Below are 18,342 nucleotides of genomic sequence, written 5' to 3'. Positions count from 1 at the left end.
AGATGTTTTCAGATAACAAAAAAGGAAAAGGACCAGCTCTTACAAACCAGCAAAACCGCATTAGTCAAGGCACTACTCTTAAAGGAGATGTAACCTCAGAGGGAGGTTTTCGTATAGATGGTGTTATAGAAGGCAATATAACTGCTCCAAATAAAATTGTGGTGGGCAAAACAGGTGTTGTAACTGGCACTATAATTTGCAATGATGCAGATGTAGAGGGTAAAATTGTAGGTAGATTAGAGATTAAAAATTTACTATCTATAAAGACCTCTGCACATATAGAGGGAGAAGTAATCACTGGCAAACTTGCTGTAGAGCCTGGAGCTACATTTAATGCATCTTGTGAGATGAAAGGTAATCTTAAATCACTTTCTAATGCCAAAGGAAAAGGAGAACGCTCCGCTTAAAAACTGGGCACGATTTTCTACTATTGCCCTGCAGATGGGAGTGACTATATACTTAGGTAATTTACTAGGTGTGTGGCTAGATCAAAAATTTGAAACTTCATACTTAGAAAAAACAGTTACACTCTTTGCTATTTTTCTATCTATCTACTTCGTCATAAAAGGGGTAATGCGTCTCAATAAATAAGTGTTGATTAAAAAATTAATTCTTTATACACTGGGTGTTATAAGCTTATTTCTTATTAGTTATAACGTTCACTATTATTTCACATTGAAATTTGAGATCTATCATCCATACAGTTTATGGAGTGTGTACATATATCAAGCAGTAGCATCTTATGTACTTGTGGTAGTCTTTGAGCTACTTGCCTCGCTCACAAAAGAGTTTAAAGATCAATTAGGTTTTTTATACTTAGGATCTATGGCGGTAAAAGTTTTATTCTTTTGTGTTCTTTTTAGAGATGTTATTTTTTTTGGACCTGATTTGAGTAAAATAGACAGTGTTTCTCTACTGTTACCCATCTTCATATTTATCTTTTACGAGGTAATTGTTATTGTGAAAATCTTGAATAGAGAGACTCAAAATTGAAATAATTACGAAATCTATTTTATTTTGAAGAAAATGAGTACTTTTGCACAGAATTTTAGGCCACGTCATTTATTGAAAATATTGGAATGAAAATAGCATCAAAATCGATTTCATTTTTAACATTAGTTCTTGTGCTTTTGACTTCTTTTTCTGTTTACGGAAAAGATGGAGCAAAAAAGGGTGATCCTGTTAATACAAGAACGGAGATTAATGAGTACATACAACATCACTTAAAGGACTCTCACGACTTCCATTTATTCTCAACTTTTGATGATAATGGAGTTGAGCATCACTGGGGTTTTCCTTTACCAGTAATGTTATGGGGAGAAAATGGCTTTACAGCTTTTATGTCTTCAGAGTTTCACCACGATGATGATGGAACTGTCGTTGTAGAAAAAGGTGATAGCCGCTTTGTAAAACTTCACGGTAAAATATATGAGCTTAATGCTGGTGAGGCTGCTGTTCAGTTTGATGAAGAGCACCACGCAGTAAATGCTTCAAAGCCTTTTGATTTATCTATCACAAAGAGTGTCTTCGGGATATTACTTATAGGTTTATTAATGCTGTTTTGGTTCTCAAGACTAGCAAGACAATACAAAAACAAACAAGTTCCTACTGGATTTGGACGTGTACTTGAGCCACTAGTGGTTTATGTACGTGATGAAATTGCTAAGCCAAACATTGGTGAGAGCTATAGAAAATTTACTGGATACCTTCTTACTGTATTCTTCTTTATCTGGATACTTAACCTTGTAGGTTTAATGCCATTCGGCTTTAATGTTACAGGTCAGATTGCTGTTACTGCGGCACTAGCTGTTATTACATTAGTAATTTATGTATTTAGTGGTAATAAACACTTCTGGGGGCATATGTTATGGATGCCAGGTATTCCTTATGTATTTAGACCATTACTAGGTATTATAGAGCTTATAGGTACACTAGTTATTAAGCCATTTTCATTATTAGTACGTCTGTTTGCAAACATTACTGCAGGTCACACGGTTGTAATGAGTCTTGTAGCGGTAGGTATTCTTATGCAAGAAAGCTTATCTGCAACAGGGTCTACTATTGTATCATTATTTTTATCATTATTCATAATGCTTATTGAGGTGCTAGTAGCATTCTTACAGGCTTATATATTTACAACACTCTCTGCACTATTTATAGGTATGGCAGTTGCAGATGATCATCACGATGAAGAGCTGCACGACGAGCTAGGAGAGGAGATTGAGGACACTGAAGTTATCCGTAAGAACTTCACTTAATTAAGAATTTTTATTTGTTTAATTTTTTATATACACTATTATGTCTTTAGCATTAGTACAAGAAGTAGCACCAATGTTCCCAAATTTAGTAGGAGCTGGTCTAGTAGTAATTGGAGGTGGTATCGGTCTTGGTAAGATTGGTGGAGCTGCAATGGAAGGAATTGCTCGTCAGCCTGAGGCTGCTGGTAAAATCCAGACTGCGATGATTATCGTTGCTGCACTTTTAGAAGGACTTGCATTTGGAGCGCTTATATTAGGAGCTTAATCCAGATCAACTCTAAAAATTCAATTTCCTGTAACGGTTGGTTACAGGAGTTGAATTTAATTAAACAAAGATTATAAGAACACAGAACCACTTTTGAGATGGAACAATTATTAGAGAATTTTTCACTTGACCTGTTTGTAAAACAAACAATCCTTTTCTTACTGCTTATTTTCCTTATGGTAAAATTTGCTTGGAAACCTATTATGAGCGCACTTAATGAGCGTGAAGAAGGAATACAAGGAGCTCTTGATGCTGCAGAAAATGCAAAGAAAGAGATGGCAAGTCTTCAAGCAGATAACGAGAAGCTTTTAAAAGAAGCTAGAGCAGAGCGTGAAGCGATGCTTAAAGAAGCTCGTGAGATGAAGACTAAAATGATAGACGACGCTAAGGTAGAAGCTAAAGACGCTGCGGATAAAATGGTAGCTCAAGCACAAGCAGCTATTGAGGCAGAACGTAAGAGCGCTATCGCAGATCTTAAAGGTCAAGTTGCAGCACTTTCTGTAGAGATTGCAGAGAAGGTTGTAAAAAATGAGCTTTCTGATAAAGAAAAGCAACTAGGTCTTGTAGACAAGATGCTAGGTCAAGCAACATTAAACTAACAGATTTTAAGCCGCTATCACTATGAGTAGAGCAGCAATACGATATGCAAAAGCAGTACTAGATCTTGCAAAAGATAATGGATCTGTAGAGGCAGTTTTAAATGATATGAAATCTGTAAAGGCTACTATTGAAGGAAGTAAAGAACTTCGCAATGCCTTAAACAGTCCTGTAATAAAAGCAGACGATAAGCGCGCTGTATTACGTCAGGTATTTACAGGCGGTACAAAAGAGACATTAGGTCTTGTAGATGTTCTTGTAGATAATAGTAGAGCAAATTTACTAGGTGGTGTGGCAGATAGTTTTATTGCAGAGTACAATAAGAGCAATAAGATTGAGAGTGCTACAGTAACTACAGCAGTAGCTTTAACTCCAGAACTGGAGACTAAGGTTCTTGCAAAAGTAAAAGAGCTTACAGGAAGCACGAACGTAACTCTTACAAACGAGATCGATGAGAGCATCATAGGTGGTTTTGTATTAAGAGTAGGTGATACACAGTACAATGCAAGTATCGCCAGCCAGTTAGGCAAGTTAAAAAGAGAATTTAGTAACAGTTTATAAATAAACGGCTCATCGTGAGGTGAGAAAATTTTCGCGAAAGCGGACTTATAAATTTAGATCAAATGGCAGAAGTTAAACCAGCAGAAGTTTCGGCAATTTTAAAGAAACAACTTTCAGGTTTTGAAGCAACAGCTTCCCTTGACGAAGTAGGAACAGTTCTAACTGTGGGTGATGGTATCGCTCGTATTTACGGACTTGCAAACGCACAATATGGTGAGCTTGTAGAGTTTGAAAGCGGTCTTGAGGCAATTGTTCTTAACCTTGAAGAAGATAACGTAGGGGTTGTACTATTAGGTACTTCTTCATCTATTAAAGAAGGTGATACCGTAAAACGTACACAACGTATCGCATCTATCCAGGTAGGTGAAGGTATTACTGGACGTGTGGTAAACACGTTAGGTCTTCCTATTGATGGAAAGGGACCTATCGCTGGAGAAACTTATGAGATGCCACTTGAGCGTAAAGCGCCTGGTGTTGTTTTTCGTGAGCCAGTAACAGAGCCATTACAAACAGGGATCAAAGCAATTGATGCTATGATACCAGTAGGAAGAGGGCAGCGTGAGCTTGTAATTGGTGACCGTCAGACAGGTAAGTCTACTGTTTGTATTGACACTATCCTTAACCAAAAAGAATTTTACGATGCTGGTGAGCCAGTACACTGTATATATGTAGCTATTGGACAGAAAGCTTCTACTGTTGCACTTATTGCACAGGTACTAGAAGATGCTGGAGCAATGGCATACACAACTATCGTAGCGGCAAATGCATCAGATCCTGCAGCAATGCAAGTATATGCACCATTTGCAGGAGCTGCAATTGGAGAGTACTTTAGAGATACAGGTCGTCCGGCATTAATCATTTATGATGATTTATCTAAGCAAGCAGTTGCATACCGTGAGGTATCATTGCTACTTCGTCGTCCACCGGGACGTGAGGCATACCCTGGAGATGTATTCTTCTTACACTCTAGATTACTTGAGCGTGCTGCAAAGGTGATTAATGATGATGCTATTGCAAAAACAATGAATGACCTTCCAGATAGTCTTAAACCTATCGTTAAAGGTGGAGGATCACTTACTGCACTTCCTATCATTGAGACACAAGCGGGTGACGTATCTGCTTATATCCCTACAAACGTAATTTCTATTACAGATGGGCAGATCTTCTTAGATGGAGATTTATTTAACTCTGGTGTACGTCCAGCAATTAACGTAGGTATCTCGGTATCACGTGTAGGAGGTAACGCACAGATTAAGTCAATGAAGAAAGTATCTGGTACACTTAAGCTTGATCAAGCTGCTTTCCGTGAACTAGAAGCGTTTGCAAAGTTTGGATCAGATCTAGATGCTGCTACCCTTAACGTTATCGAAAAAGGAAAGCGTAACGTAGAGATACTTAAGCAAGCAGAAAACACGCCATTTACAGTAGAAGATCAAATTGCAATTATTTATGCAGGTTCTAAAAACTTATTACGTGACGTGCCTGTAAACAGAGTAAAAGAATTTGAAGCAGAATATATCGAGTTCTTAAACGCAAAGCACAGAGGTATCCTTGATACACTTAAGTCTGGAAAGCTTACAGATGAAGTTACAGATACACTTGTAGCAGTAGCAAAAGACCTATCTGCTAACTATAACTAGTAGAATTTCGCTTTCGCGAAAAATATAATTCAACAACTCCCGCGCAAGCGGGAGACTTGTCAAAATTAAAGACAAATCGTGCCTAACAAGTCTTACTTGTAAACACGGGAATTTATACAAGATGGCAAACTTAAAGGAAATAAGAAACAGAATTTCATCAGTATCTTCTACGATGCAGATTACCAGTGCTATGAAAATGGTATCTGCTGCAAAGTTGAAGAAAGCACAAGATGCAATTACAGCAATGCGCCCATATTCTGATAAGCTTACTGAGCTTTTACAGAACTTAAGTGCAACGCTAGAAGGAGATTCTGGAAGTAAACTCGCAGAAGATCGTGAGATTAATAAGGTACTTATTGTAGCTATTTCATCAAACAGAGGTCTTGCAGGAGCTTTTAATACAAACATAATTAAAGGTGTAAATGCACGTGTTGCTGCAAAGTATGCTGGCAAAGAAGTACACCTAGTAACCTTAGGTAAAAAAGCAGATGCTATACTTGGTAAGACTTTTAAGGTAATCGAAAATAACAATGATATTTACGATGATCTTACTTTTGATAACGTATCAGCTATTGCAGAAGACTTAATGGCTCGCTTTGAAGCTGGTGAATATGACCGTATAGACATCATTTATAACAAGTTTAAAAATGCAGCAACGCAAATTGTTACTCCTGAGCAGTTTCTACCTATCGTAGCAACAGTACAAGAAGAAACAACTGCCACTGCAGATTATATCTTTGAGCCGTCTAAAGAAGAGATTGTAGAAGGATTAATTCCTAAAGCATTAAAGACACAGCTTTTTAAAGGTATAAGAGACTCTGTAGCATCAGAACACGGTGCACGTATGACTGCGATGCACAAAGCAACAGATAACGCAACAGAGCTTAGAGATGCACTTAAGTTACAATATAACAAAGCGCGTCAAGCGGCTATTACAAACGAAATACTCGAGATTGTAGGTGGTGCAGAAGCTTTAAATAATTAATAGCTGTTTAAGTCATTTAATTATACAACACAATTTGAAATATGAAATCCCTGGCCATAATGGTTAGGGATTTTTGTTATAGGTTAAATCTAACTATGACAAGATAAAAGAGTTATTATTGGTATCTTTTCAAGATAATTTCAAGAATTATAGGCTTTGAATTTTGTAAAGAACACCACATTTCTAATTACTATTTTCATAACTAGCTTGTTATGTAACTGTGCTCTAGCACAAGAGTTACCTCCTATTCAAAATTTTGAGCCGTCACTTTACGGTGCAGATAACCAGAACTGGCAAGTATCTCAAGGAGATGATGGGATCATCTATTTTGCAAACAACAAAGGACTTTTACAATACAACGGTGCTCAATGGAGCTTGAGACCTTCACCTAACGAGACAATTTTGAGATCTGTTGCTGCTGTAGGGGATAGAGTTTACACAGGGGCTCATATGGATTTTGGATTTTGGAAAAAAGACCGTGATGGTATACTACAATACACATCACTCAGTAGCCTTTTAAGCCACTCAATGATAGAAGGGGAGCAAATCTGGAAGATTATATCTTACAAAGACAAAGTGCTCTTACAATCTCTTAACGGCATTTATGTTTATAACCCTAAAGATGATAGCATAACCTATATTGCTGTAGCTATAAAGAATGCTATTTTCAGACTGTTTGAAATAGACGGTAACTTACTATTTCAAGAACAAGGAAAGGGATTGTTTATAATAGAAAATGGTCAAGCCAGAAGCTACGATACAAGAGATGTATTTAAAAATAAAACTTTTATAGGGCTCTACCAGCGAGAATCATATTGGTTAGGAGTAACCCAAAAACATGGGATTTTTAAAATTACACCTACGGAGGTTACTGCTTGGGCATACCCTGCAGCGTCATATATTAAAGATATGACCTTGTATCGCTCTATAGAACTTTCTGATAAATCACTAGTTATAGGAACCGTCGCAAACGGTCTTATAAAATTGTCTAAAGATGGCACACTAGATTACCAAGTAACTCAGAATAAAGGCCTTGGTAATAATACTGTACTGGCTATTTATGAAGATCAATCTAAGAATATATGGGTAGGTCTGGATAATGGAATTGCTTGTATAAACACAACGAGCCCCGTACGTAATTACTACGATGAACAAGGGAGGTTGGGTACAACATATGTATCAGCTATTCATAATAATGCACTTTACCTAGGCACAAATCAAGGTTTATTTTATAGAAATCTGGATAGTAAAGACTTTAAACTTGTTCCGGGTACCGAGGAGCAGGTTTGGGATTTAAAGGTCATACAAAACATACTTTTCTGCGGTCATAATAATGGCACTTACATTGTTGAAAAAGGTATAGCAAAACAAATTGCGAAACCCCAAGGCACTTGGACGATACGCACTATACCTGACAATCCTAATCTGCTTTTACAAGGTAATTACGATGGATTATATGTTTTAGAAAAATCAGAAAATGGATGGCAACTCCGTAATAAAATTAAAGGCTTTGATATATCATCACGGTATTTTGAGTTTATTTCGCCTACTGTTATTTTAGTAAATAACGAATATAAAGGTGTTTATAGAGTTGAAATGGACAGTACACTCAAGCAGGTAAGCTCATATGATCTGAATCCATCGGTAAATAAAGGAGAACATTCAAGCCTTTCTAAATTTGACAATACAATTTACTACGCAAATAAGAATGGTATTTATAAGTACAACGATATTACCAACACATTTAGTAGAGAAGATAAAATAAGTGCCATTTATGACAATAAGTTTGTTTCTGGCAAACTCATAAATGATGAAAGTAACAAGATGTGGGCTTTTACAGATGAAGATGTTGTTTACTTTTCTAAAGATCCTTTGGACACCGAGTTGTCTATTAATAAAATTTATATTCCGCAACGAGACCGTAATGCCGCACAAGGTTTTGAAAACATCACCTCCATTTCATCAAATAATTTTCTATTAGGAACTTCTCACGGATATCTAATATTTTCGCCCTACAATGATAAAGAGAAATATAGCGTCCATATTAACCGTATAGAAAACAATCCAATAGAGGGAACACCTCACGTCGTGTCACTTTTTGAAGATTCAAATTTTAGTTTTAAAGAAAATAATATCTCTTTTAACTATCACGTGGCTCAATATGATAAATTTAAACAAACCAGTTATCAATATCGATTGCTGGGCTTTTATGATGAATGGAGTGAGTGGACAACCACAAATAGACAAGAATTTGCAAATGTTTCTCCAGGCTCATATACATTTGAAGTTAGGGCAAAGGTAGGAGATAATGTTTCAGAAAATGTTGCTACACATAACTTTACGATAGACAGACCTTGGTATACATCATATCTGGCAATCATTCTCTATTCTATACTCGCTATTCTTGTTTTCTTAGCGTTTCAACAACATAATAAACGAAGATACAAACGAAAACAAGATCAAGCTTTAGAAAGAACAAAAAGAGATATGGATCTAAAGGCTCTGGCTGTAGAAAAGGAAAATATTGAGCTCAGAAATCAAAATTTAAGAGATGATATAAGTGCTAGAAATAGAGAGCTAGCAACTTCTACACTGGCAATGGTAAATAAAAGTAAAACGCTTAAGTCTATAAAAGAAAAGCTTAGTAAACTTGAACCTACCCCAGAACTTAAAGCGATTATCAAGGATATTGATAAGAATATTAGTACTAACGAAGACTGGGTATTTTTTGAGAAAGCATTTAATCACGCAGATAAAGACTTCTTTAAAAAAGTAAAAGAAATTCACCCAGAATTAACTGCAAATGATTTAAAACTTTGTGTGTACTTGCGTCTTAACTTAAGCTCAAAGGAGATTGCTCCACTACTTAATATATCTCATAGAAGTGTTGAAATTAAAAGATATCGTTTGAGGAAAAAAATTAATTTAGACAGATCTATACAGCTCAATGATTACTTCATAAAGATGTAAAGACCTCTACGTAGTGAGATTATATAAGTACATCATTGTTGTAATTTACTACAACATAACCACAACAATGATTAGTTTATAACGTTTGCGTAAGAATTAAGTAAGCTTCGTTTATAAGTATACAATACGTTTTTGTCAATACGAGTTATAATTATGTCTTATTACGAATATATTCTGTTATAAGCTAGGCAGCTAAGGTTCTTAACAGCAGTAAAAGCTAAGGTTTTAGGAAAAGTTTTTAAAATAACAAAGTTAATAAGAATTGTTACTTTAATTATGGATTTGACCTTTAAAAAAGCATCGAAAACAATTTTAAATTCTATAATTCGCAATTTTACGGTGTTAATATTACGATGTATGTTATTTGTATAGGTCTAATTTGGTGATTTGGCAAAATAAGCTTGTAATTTTAAATTTCGTATTATTAATTAAATTGAATTATTATGAAAAAAATTACTTTACTGCTTTTTATCTTTTGTAGTGCATTTGCAATGCAAGCCCAGAACCTGCTTAATAATGGCGATTTTGAAGAAGGAATGGTAGAATGGACGGGGAATGCCTTTAACGTACAAGAGGATGGCGGCAACAGCTTTAACTTTGCAAATGTAGAGACAGCAGGAAACGCGTTTGACGTAAATTTAAGTCAGATCCTCTCTATTACTGAGGGAGAAACATATGTACTCACCTTTGACGCATCTACTGGGGCTGGAGAAACTCGTACAATTATTGCGGGTATAGGTCTTAATGAAGCACCTTTTACTGCGGCGGTTGAAACAGTAACACTTACAGAAACTTTAACAACTTTTGAACTTACTCTTACAGCTGGTGGAATAGGAATTCCAAATAGTCGAGTATTATTTGATATGGGTGCAGAGACAGGAGTCGTTGTTATAGATAATGTTTCTCTAGTAGTAGGAGAAGCAGAAGAGCCTGCAGCTCCAACTGTAGCAGCTCCTACACCACCAGAAAGAGATGCAGAAAATGTTTTTTCTTTATTTAGCGATGCTTACACAACACAAGAGAATACTGTATTTGGAGCTTTTGGAGTGGGAACACAAGATATAGAAACAATCCAGGTAGAAGGAAACGACACCCAAAAAATCACGATGAATCAACCATCTTCTGAGTTTTTACTAGTAGACTGGGGAGCACCTATAGATTTATCTTCACTTACATTTTTCCATATGGATTATTGGATAGATACAGATAATTCGGCGGGTCTTATTGCAAATCCAAAATGGTCTAATCACGTAGGTGACGCAGGTGAAACTTCGTCTTTTCAGTTAACAAATCCTGTAACAACATTTGGAGAGTGGGTATCACTAGATGTGCCATTATCTGACTTTACAGACGGAGATGCAACACAGCAAAGAGATGCACTTAGACAGTTTGTATTAACGCTTGCAGGAGCAAATACGGGTAATAGAACTATCTATATAGATAATTTGTATTTACATAATGAGACACTAAGTACAGATGAGCTTACAGAGACAGGCCTATCTGCTTTTCCTAACCCAACTACAAACGAATGGGTTCTTACTACAAACGTACCTACAAAAGAGATTGTTGTTTATGATGTTTTAGGTAAAAAAGTTATGTCTTTAGAGTCTGGAAATACAACGACAAGAATAGATGCTTCAGGATTAACTACAGGAATATATATAGCAAACGTAGTGACAGAGCAAGGCATACAGTCTATAAAGCTTATCAAGCAATAGGGTCAACCCTCTATTTTATTACTTTATTAATGCCAGCTGTTTCAGCTGGCATTTTTTGTTTCTCCTTATTTTGAGCATCATAAAAAAGTAAACGATTATCGGTTTTCACCTATTTTTTAATGAAGCAGGGTATATTTAAACTCTTTCTTCACAATTATTTTGGTTTGAGTGTAAACCTCGAGGTGTCTATGATCTCGAGGTTTTCTTTTATGCTAAGAAGTCTAATTGTGATGAACTATCGTATCTTGGAATGAGATTTGTATATTACTCATAAACAACCACCATTATGTATAAACTACTTACAGTTTTGAGCCTAGCACTGAGCTCACTACTACTAACCCAATGTAAGTCTACTTCATCTTTAGAAAATCAGGATACGATGACTTTATCAAACCCCTCATTTGCTTCTATTGCTGCCCACTATAACACGTATGTCGCTGGAGCCCCGGGTGGTGGTTCTGGTATAGAGTTTTATATACCCACTAGTGTTCCTAGTAACGTATCATTAGAGAAAGTTTATTTTCGCGAAAGCGTAGGTAAGCTTATGCAAGGTAATGTAGGATACGTAGCTAGATTTAGAACAGATAATGGAATACATCAAGATGTGATAATGTCTAGTGACACAGATCAAGAAGCTGCAAATACGGCACCTGCGGCAAAGGATACGTTTCCTTTTAAACTATCAAAAGATCAAGCTGGTATTATTTACAAAGAAGAGGGGCTTACAAAGTATTGTATTTTATCAAATATTACTGAAAAAACAGGGGTTGATTACCCACAACAGCGACCACGCGGAAACGGCTACTAGGCTTTATTTCTTTATTTTTGATCGGTAAACAACTACTTCTTGAGCGCTCTTAAAAATCTTTTTAGACATACATTTATATACGGTCTTGCAACTGTATTACCTAGAGTTCTCACGGCTCTATTAACGCGATTGTATACTGGTTACTTGCCAGATACAGATGCCTTTGGGGAGATGACTATTGTGTTTTCATATATAATGATTTTTAACGTGCTGCTTACTTATGGTATGGAGACAGCCTTTTTTAGATTTTTTAATGATGAAAAGCATACTAAAAAAACATTATCAACCTCTTTACTTGGTTTGCTAGGGTCTACCATTTTATTTGTCATTATAGCATTTACTGGGATAGATGCACTATCAAGTATATCTGATGTTCCTGCGCAATACTGGAGATGGGTGATTTTAGTCATAGCGTTTGACACGCTTGCGGTAATACCCTTTGCATATATGCGAGCTCAAAATAAGAGTATGCGTTATGCACTTATAAAGTTACTTAACGTTGTTATTTCTACAGGATTATCTGTGGTATTTCTTGTGTGGCTACCGCAGTTAGATAGTGTAAACAGTTATTTACCCACAGATAAAATTGAGCTTGCATTTATTGCATTTTGTATACCTAGTTTTTTGATACTACTTATCGTGATAAAGCCCTATTTTACAAGATGTTCTTTTGATACGATTTTATTTAAAAAAATGCTTGCCTACGGTGCCCCCGTACTTATTGCGGGTCTTGCCTTTGCTGTAAATGAATCCTTTGATAAGATTTTATTAGAAAAGTTGCTACCAGAAGATATTGCAGAGAGTGAAGTGGGTATTTATGGTGCGTGTTATAAACTTTCTATAGGGATGACGCTGTTTGCCACAGCTTTTAGAATAGGGATAGAGCCCTTCTTTTTTAGCGAGGCAAAAAATGAAAACGCACATTATATGTATGCCCAGATTACAAAGGCATTTGTGGTTCTAGGTGCCATTGCGCTATTTGTGTATGTAGTACTTGTAGATGTGGTGAAAGTAATCCTTCTAGACGACCCTGCTTACTGGGAGGCTATGAATATTGTGCCACTTATACTCGTTGCATACCTGTTTTTTGGAGTTTATCAAACGCTGTCTGTCTGGTATAAAGTAACAGATAAGACAAGATATGGCGCTTATATTTCGGTTGCAGGGGCATTACTTACTATTGTGATAAATGTCTTACTCATCCCAAAAATAGGATATCTAGCCAGTGCCATTGCTACCTGTGCAGCATACACCTTGATGATGGTCACATCGTATATAATGGGCCGCAAACATTTAGCAATCCCTTATGATCTAAAAAATATACTTTTGTACCTCGTATTAAGTATCGCATTGTCTAGTCTATATTTTTATGGATTTAGAGATTACTTTGGCGTGGGTAGCTTGAGACTGTATCTTGTAGGAGCTGTAATGACCATATTATTAATTGGTGTAATAAGCTTCCGCGAAAAAGAGCTACTCTTGCGTATATTAAAAAGAAGATGAGTACGCTTTCGCGAAAGCGTAATTAAAAAATAATAGTATCTCAGTACGAGAATAAGTTAGAAAGAAGAACAAATGAAAATAAAGGTTATAAATAAAAGTGCACACGCACTTCCTCATTATGAGACCATCGCTAGCGCAGGAATGGATTTGCGTGCAAATATCACAGAGTCAATCACGATAGGTCCATTAGAAAGAGCTATTGTTCCTACAGGGATATTTATGGAACTGCCAGTAGGCGTTGAGGCACAAGTAAGACCACGTAGTGGCCTAGCTGCAAAAAAGGGCGTGACTGTGCTCAATGCTCCTGGAACCATAGATGCAGATTATAGAGGGGAAGTGGGAGTAATTCTTGTAAACCTATCTAATGAACCGTTTACAATCGAAAATGGAGAGCGCATTGCCCAGATGGTCATTGCGAAGCACGAGCAAGGGCAATGGGAAGAAGTAACAGAACTCTCAAGTACAGATCGTGGTGAAGGCGGTTTTGGTAGTACCGGGGTAAAATAGGAAATGACACTTATCAACATAATAGCAACCTTATTATAGAAAAATTTAAATAAATGAAAATAATAGTACCAATGGCCGGTCTAGGCTCTAGATTGAGACCACATAGTTTAACAATACCAAAACCATTAATTCCTGTAGCGGGAGCACCTATTGTACACAGACTTGTACGAGATATTGCAAAGATCTTAAAGCAACCTATAGATGAGATTGCTTTTGTACTTGGAGACCCTACATTTTTTGGTGATGCTGTAATTGCACAACTTGAAGAGCTTGCAGAGAGTCTTGGAGCAAAGGCATCTATTTATCGCCAGGGAGCGCCATTAGGAACTGGTCACGCTATTATGAGTGCAGAGCCTTCTTTAAGTGGTCCTGCGGTAATAGCTTATGCAGATGCACTTATACGCGCAGACCTGGAACTAGACCCAGAGGCAGATAGTGTAATCTGGACTAAGAAAGTGCCTAACCCAGAAGCTTACGGAGTTGTAAAACTTAATGAGAAAGATGAGATTGTAGAGCTTGTAGAGAAGCCAGAAACCTTTGTGTCTGATCAAGCGGTGATAGGTATATATTATTTTAAGGATGTAGCCGTTCTTAAAGAGAAGCTTCAAGAAGTTCTTGATGAAAACCTTATGAATGGAGGTGAGTACCAGATCAATGATGGTATTAAGAAAATGATGGCAGAAGGTCGTATTTTCAAAACTGGAACTGTAGATGAGTGGATGGATTGTGGTAATAAGGAGGTTGCCATAGATACTAATTCTAAGATGTTACAGTTCTTACACGATGAGAAGGAAGAGCAACTTATAGCAAACTCTGTGGTAAATGAGAATTCAACGATTATTGAGCCTTGTTTTATAGGTGAAAACGTAGTTCTTAAAAATTGTACTATAGGTCCAGGTGTTGCGATAGGAGCTGGCACAACTATTGAAGATAGTACCATAAGTCACAGCTTAATCCAGCAAGATAGTGTGATAAAAAACGCACAGTGGACAGAAGCGATGATAGGTAATAAAGTACAATATAACGGAGAACACACACGTGTAAGTCTAGGGGATTACACGGTGATGAAATAAGTTTTATATAATCATATTTAATGAAAAAAGGAATCTACATACTCATACTCACGATCGCTTTTACACTAGTAAAGGATCGTGCGTATGGGCAATTCTTAAAAGAAGCAAATCCCTTTGCAGATGAGAATGTAGATGACCTAGGTAATGTTTCAGACGATTTTCAGACATCTTTTTTTGAAGCATTAAAACAAAAGGGAATTGAGAATTATGAGCGTGCCATTATGGAGCTTAACAAGTGTATCTCAATGTCACCATCTAGTCATCCTATTTTATATTTTGAGCGAGGTAAAAATCACGTTTTCTTAAAAAAGTATGATGAGGCTGCTTTAGATTTTAATAAGTTTTTAGAACTCGAGCCAAATAATGAAGATGTACTAGAAGCATTATATGAAGTCTACTTCCAGCAGCGAGATTATGATGCTGCTGAGGCTACTGTAAAAAATCTCATTAATTTTGACGTGCAGTATAAAGAAGATCTTGCACGTATCTATACAAGCACAAAAAGATATAACGAGGCGCTAGATCTTATAGATGAGCTTGATGAAGAAATAGGTACAGATATATATCGCGATAGATTAAAAAACAGATTATATCTACTCTCTGGAGATACATCTAGACAGGTAAAAGCTATAGAGAAAAATATAGCTTCAAACCCTAAAAGTGAAGCAGAGTATCTTAAACTCATATTGCTTTATAGCGAGCAAGGAAATACGCAAAAAGCGTATGAAACCGCTCTAGAACTTCAAAAGGTAAACCCATATGCAGATGAGGTACACCTAGCTCTGTATAAGTTTAATCTCAATGATAATAAAATAGACGAGGCCATAAGCTCTATGCAAAAAGTACTGGAAAGTACTCGTATGAGTGCCGCAGCAAAGCATCGCGTGCTTAATGACTTTGTGCTATTTGTAAACAGTAACCCACAATATGAACCGCAGTTAGAAAAAGCCATTGCAGTTTTTGACACACAGGTGGGAGATTCTAATATTTATCAAGAACTAGCTTCTTATTACATTAAAAAAGGAAGTAAGGATAAGGCACTACCATATCTAAAGAAAGCTTTACAAAGTGATCCAGAAAATCTCGAGCTTATTAAAAACACAAGCCTTTTACTTTTGGACTCTGGAAGCTTTAAAGATGCCGAAGAGATTGCTGCAAATGCGCTAGACCTTTATCCATCACAGCCACTATTATACCTTACTTATGGAGTCGCACTTAATAATCAAGGTAAATTTAAAGCAGCCATAGATCAACTTGAACTAGGTGTAGATTATGTGATAGATGATGTAAAGATGGAAATAGATTTTTACCAGCAACTAGGCGATGCACATAAAGGAGACGGTAACGCTTCTACAGCAAGTAAATACTACAATAAAGTTGAACAATTAAAAGCGCAAGGATAATAATGAGAAAGCTCGTTTACATTATTTTATTAGTTGCTCTCGCAAGTTGTGGTGCAAAAAAAGCAGCGAGTACTAGCACTGCCGAAGATGTCTCTGCAAAAAGACTTATTACTGAGTATTACAACAATGCACTCACTTATAAAACGCTAGATGCCCGTACCAAGATAAAGTACAGAGATAAGAAAGGATCAAAGCCTACAGTAACACTTACGATACGCATAGAAAAAGACAAAAAAATCTGGCTAAACGCGTCACTCATTGGTTTTTCTGGTGCTCGTGCCTTGATTACACCACAAAAGGTACAATTTTACGATAAGCTCAATAATCAATATTTTGATGGAGACTTTACATTTCTTAGTCAGTACTTAGGAGTAGATATAGATTTTTACCAGTTACAGCGATTGCTTACGGGACAAACTGTTTATGACCTAAGAGAGGGAAAGTATACCTTTAAAGAAACGGAAACGGGTTATGAGGTCACACCAAAAAAGCAACTCAAGGAGGCACTCATCTTCTTTGGGATTGCTACTCAAAATTTCGTCACGCAAGAACAACGCATAGAGCAAACAGATGGTAACGGGACTTTAGACATTGCATACGGAAATTACAAACAGGTAGGAGGTAAGACCTTCCCATTTTCGCTAGATATTCTTGCAGATGATGGTCGCAACCAGTCACAGGTACAAATCGAGTTTCGTGATATAGATTTAGATGGAGAGGTACGTATGCCTTTTAGTATTCCTTCTGGATATGAAGAAATAAAGCTAGATGCAAAGAGATAGGCGCATATATATAGCTCTCTTGAGTGTTTTTATGATGCTCTTTGCTACGCAAGCGGCTTTTGGGCAGTCTGCAAAGCAAAAGCAGCTAGAACAGCGACGTGAGGCTCTTAAAAGAGAAATGCGACAGTTACAACGCTTACGCGAAACAAATAAGAAAAAAGAAATATCTATTCTCACCCAAGTAGAAGACCTGGATACCCAGATAAGACTACGCTCAGATCTCATACGAGTTACAAATAGTCAAGCCAATTTATTGTCAAGAGAGATTAATGAAAATCTCGTAAAGATGGAAAACCTCCGTAAGGAGCTCGCCATATTAAAAGAAGATTATGGTGAGATGATACGCAAGTCGTATAAAAGTAAGAGCGGACAAAGCAAGGTGATGTTCTTACTCTCTAGTGAAGATTTTAAGCAAGCTTACAAGCGTGTACAGTATATGAAGCAGTACGCAAACTACCGCAAGAAGCAAGGTGAGCAAATCAAGGAACGCACAATACTTATACAAGAGACTAATAAAAAACTAGTCAAGCAAAAAGCGGACAAAGAAACCCTCATTGCCGAAAATAGAACGGCAAAAAAGGAACTAGATAAAGAAAAGCAACGCCAGGACCTACTCATAAAAGAAATTCGTAAAGAGTCTAGTACCTATATCGCTCAGATCAAAAAGAAACAAAAGGAGGCAGATCGCATAGATAGACAGATAGATAAGCTCATTGCAGATGCTATTGCTGCTAGTAATAAAAAAGCAGGTAAATCTACAAGCAGTAAGACATTTGCACTCACACCAGCAGAGGTTACACTCGCAAAAGAATTTTCTAGTAATAAGGGTAGACTTATATGGCCAGTAGAGCGTGGCCGCGTGGTGAGACCTTACGGTAAGTCTGCACACCCTACCTTACCCGGGATTACTTTAAGCAATAGTGGTGTAGATATAGAAACTACAGAAAATGCTACCGTAAGAGCCATCTTTGAGGGAGAGGTAACTTCTATACAAGACGCAAAGGGAGCAAACATTGCTATTATCATAAGGCACGGTGATTATCTTACCACCTATTTTAATCTTAAAAATATTAAAGTAAAACTAGGTCAAAAAGTAACTCTTAAACAGCCACTAGGTGAAGTCTCTCGTAATGCATTTACGGGCAAGAGCATTCTTAAATTTAGGGTAAGTAAAAACCAGACTAAGCTCAACCCTACACAGTGGATAAGTAGACGATAGCTGCTGGTTTACGCTTTCGCGAAAGCGTACCTCTAAATATCATTTGGCATTTC

General features: G+C 36.8%; 18 protein-coding genes. All 18 read left to right on the top strand.

Features of this window, described 5'->3' with window-relative positions; all coding sequences use genetic code 11:
• Window positions 1–2: 2 nt before the first annotated feature.
• On the top strand, window positions 3–407 hold the full coding sequence (locus tag ABVM49_RS04375; protein WP_038598219.1) for a polymer-forming cytoskeletal protein: 405 nt from the start codon (window positions 3–5) through the stop codon (window positions 405–407).
• Window positions 376–591 (top strand): AtpZ/AtpI family protein, encoded by a 216-nt coding sequence (locus tag ABVM49_RS04370; protein ID WP_375252104.1) that lies wholly within the window; start codon window positions 376–378, stop codon window positions 589–591. The genes ABVM49_RS04375 and ABVM49_RS04370 overlap by 32 nt, the downstream gene beginning before the upstream one ends.
• Window positions 592–993, top strand: a complete 402-nt coding sequence (locus ABVM49_RS04365) for a DUF6168 family protein (protein WP_405203193.1) — start codon at window positions 592–594, stop codon at window positions 991–993.
• Between the two features lie 86 nt (window positions 994–1,079).
• Entirely contained in the window at window positions 1,080–2,258 is a 1,179-nt protein-coding gene (gene atpB / locus ABVM49_RS04360; RefSeq protein ID WP_038598225.1) for a F0F1 ATP synthase subunit A, read from the top strand.
• Window positions 2,259–2,298: 40 nt separating this feature from the next.
• Window positions 2,299–2,523 carry an ATP synthase F0 subunit C gene (atpE, locus tag ABVM49_RS04355; RefSeq protein ID WP_269465683.1) on the top strand — a complete coding sequence of 75 codons (225 nt, stop codon included), beginning with the start codon at window positions 2,299–2,301 and terminating at the stop codon, window positions 2,521–2,523.
• 98 nt (window positions 2,524–2,621) lie between these two features.
• The gene (locus tag ABVM49_RS04350) at window positions 2,622–3,122 is read left to right on the top strand and encodes a F0F1 ATP synthase subunit B (RefSeq protein ID WP_035326314.1); all 501 of its coding nucleotides are present in this window, start codon (window positions 2,622–2,624) and stop codon (window positions 3,120–3,122) included.
• Between the two features lie 22 nt (window positions 3,123–3,144).
• Window positions 3,145–3,681: an ATP synthase F1 subunit delta gene (atpH, locus tag ABVM49_RS04345; RefSeq protein WP_405203192.1), complete on the top strand. Its 537-nt coding sequence runs from the start codon at window positions 3,145–3,147 to the stop codon at window positions 3,679–3,681.
• 62 nt (window positions 3,682–3,743) lie between these two features.
• Window positions 3,744–5,321 carry a F0F1 ATP synthase subunit alpha gene (atpA, locus tag ABVM49_RS04340; RefSeq protein ID WP_035326318.1) on the top strand — a complete coding sequence of 526 codons (1,578 nt, stop codon included), beginning with the start codon at window positions 3,744–3,746 and terminating at the stop codon, window positions 5,319–5,321.
• Between the two features lie 121 nt (window positions 5,322–5,442).
• Complete coding sequence (gene atpG, locus ABVM49_RS04335) at window positions 5,443–6,306, top strand: ATP synthase F1 subunit gamma (RefSeq protein ID WP_035326320.1); 864 nt, start codon at window positions 5,443–5,445, stop codon at window positions 6,304–6,306.
• Window positions 6,307–6,462: 156 nt separating this feature from the next.
• Window positions 6,463–9,276: a triple tyrosine motif-containing protein gene (locus ABVM49_RS04330; protein ID WP_405203191.1), complete on the top strand. Its 2,814-nt coding sequence runs from the start codon at window positions 6,463–6,465 to the stop codon at window positions 9,274–9,276.
• A gap of 443 nt (window positions 9,277–9,719) precedes the next feature.
• A complete protein-coding gene (locus tag ABVM49_RS04325; protein WP_405203190.1) occupies window positions 9,720–10,994 on the top strand; it encodes a T9SS type A sorting domain-containing protein in 1,275 nt (424 codons plus the stop codon).
• Window positions 10,995–11,280: 286 nt separating this feature from the next.
• A complete protein-coding gene (locus ABVM49_RS04320; protein ID WP_405203189.1) occupies window positions 11,281–11,802 on the top strand; it encodes a hypothetical protein in 522 nt (173 codons plus the stop codon).
• 39 nt (window positions 11,803–11,841) lie between these two features.
• A complete protein-coding gene (locus ABVM49_RS04315; protein WP_405203188.1) occupies window positions 11,842–13,305 on the top strand; it encodes a polysaccharide biosynthesis C-terminal domain-containing protein in 1,464 nt (487 codons plus the stop codon).
• A 72-nt stretch (window positions 13,306–13,377) separates the two neighbouring features.
• Window positions 13,378–13,812 carry a dUTP diphosphatase gene (gene dut, locus ABVM49_RS04310; RefSeq protein ID WP_038598233.1) on the top strand — a complete coding sequence of 145 codons (435 nt, stop codon included), beginning with the start codon at window positions 13,378–13,380 and terminating at the stop codon, window positions 13,810–13,812.
• A gap of 53 nt (window positions 13,813–13,865) precedes the next feature.
• Window positions 13,866–14,885, top strand: a complete 1,020-nt coding sequence (locus tag ABVM49_RS04305) for a sugar phosphate nucleotidyltransferase (protein WP_038598235.1) — start codon at window positions 13,866–13,868, stop codon at window positions 14,883–14,885.
• Between the two features lie 20 nt (window positions 14,886–14,905).
• Window positions 14,906–16,288, top strand: a complete 1,383-nt coding sequence (locus ABVM49_RS04300) for a tetratricopeptide repeat protein (RefSeq protein WP_405203187.1) — start codon at window positions 14,906–14,908, stop codon at window positions 16,286–16,288.
• Between the two features lie 2 nt (window positions 16,289–16,290).
• The gene (locus ABVM49_RS04295; RefSeq protein WP_405203185.1) at window positions 16,291–17,070 is read left to right on the top strand and encodes a DUF4292 domain-containing protein; all 780 of its coding nucleotides are present in this window, start codon (window positions 16,291–16,293) and stop codon (window positions 17,068–17,070) included.
• A complete protein-coding gene (locus ABVM49_RS04290; RefSeq protein WP_298349882.1) occupies window positions 17,057–18,289 on the top strand; it encodes a murein hydrolase activator EnvC in 1,233 nt (410 codons plus the stop codon). Before ABVM49_RS04295 ends, ABVM49_RS04290 begins: the two co-directional genes overlap by 14 nt.
• Window positions 18,290–18,342 lie beyond the last annotated feature (53 nt).

It is taken from the genome of Dokdonia sp. LLG6352-1 (genome assembly GCF_045055815.1).
In the GTDB taxonomy this organism is placed as follows: domain Bacteria; phylum Bacteroidota; class Bacteroidia; order Flavobacteriales; family Flavobacteriaceae; genus Dokdonia; species Dokdonia donghaensis.
Note: the sequence above shows the minus strand (reverse complement) of the source record. Positions and strands in the feature narration are given on the sequence as shown.

What these genes read in the sequence shown, in the direction of transcription:
- ABVM49_RS04305 (WP_038598235.1), top strand. Translation starts at nt 13,866, where the DNA reads ATGAAAATAATAGTACCAATGGCCGGTCTAGGCTCTAGATTGAGACCA.
- atpB (WP_038598225.1), top strand. Translation starts at nt 1,080, where the DNA reads ATGAAAATAGCATCAAAATCGATTTCATTTTTAACATTAGTTCTTGTG.
- ABVM49_RS04295 (WP_405203185.1), top strand. Translation starts at nt 16,291, where the DNA reads ATGAGAAAGCTCGTTTACATTATTTTATTAGTTGCTCTCGCAAGTTGT.
- ABVM49_RS04350 (WP_035326314.1), top strand. Translation starts at nt 2,622, where the DNA reads ATGGAACAATTATTAGAGAATTTTTCACTTGACCTGTTTGTAAAACAA.
- ABVM49_RS04375 (WP_038598219.1), top strand. Translation starts at nt 3, where the DNA reads ATGTTTTCAGATAACAAAAAAGGAAAAGGACCAGCTCTTACAAACCAG.
- ABVM49_RS04370 (WP_375252104.1), top strand. Translation starts at nt 376, where the DNA reads ATGCCAAAGGAAAAGGAGAACGCTCCGCTTAAAAACTGGGCACGATTT.
- atpE (WP_269465683.1), top strand. Translation starts at nt 2,299, where the DNA reads ATGTCTTTAGCATTAGTACAAGAAGTAGCACCAATGTTCCCAAATTTA.
- ABVM49_RS04290 (WP_298349882.1), top strand. Translation starts at nt 17,057, where the DNA reads ATGCAAAGAGATAGGCGCATATATATAGCTCTCTTGAGTGTTTTTATG.
- dut (WP_038598233.1), top strand. Translation starts at nt 13,378, where the DNA reads ATGAAAATAAAGGTTATAAATAAAAGTGCACACGCACTTCCTCATTAT.
- atpG (WP_035326320.1), top strand. Translation starts at nt 5,443, where the DNA reads ATGGCAAACTTAAAGGAAATAAGAAACAGAATTTCATCAGTATCTTCT.
- atpA (WP_035326318.1), top strand. Translation starts at nt 3,744, where the DNA reads ATGGCAGAAGTTAAACCAGCAGAAGTTTCGGCAATTTTAAAGAAACAA.
- ABVM49_RS04300 (WP_405203187.1), top strand. Translation starts at nt 14,906, where the DNA reads ATGAAAAAAGGAATCTACATACTCATACTCACGATCGCTTTTACACTA.
- ABVM49_RS04320 (WP_405203189.1), top strand. Translation starts at nt 11,281, where the DNA reads ATGTATAAACTACTTACAGTTTTGAGCCTAGCACTGAGCTCACTACTA.
- atpH (WP_405203192.1), top strand. Translation starts at nt 3,145, where the DNA reads ATGAGTAGAGCAGCAATACGATATGCAAAAGCAGTACTAGATCTTGCA.
- ABVM49_RS04325 (WP_405203190.1), top strand. Translation starts at nt 9,720, where the DNA reads ATGAAAAAAATTACTTTACTGCTTTTTATCTTTTGTAGTGCATTTGCA.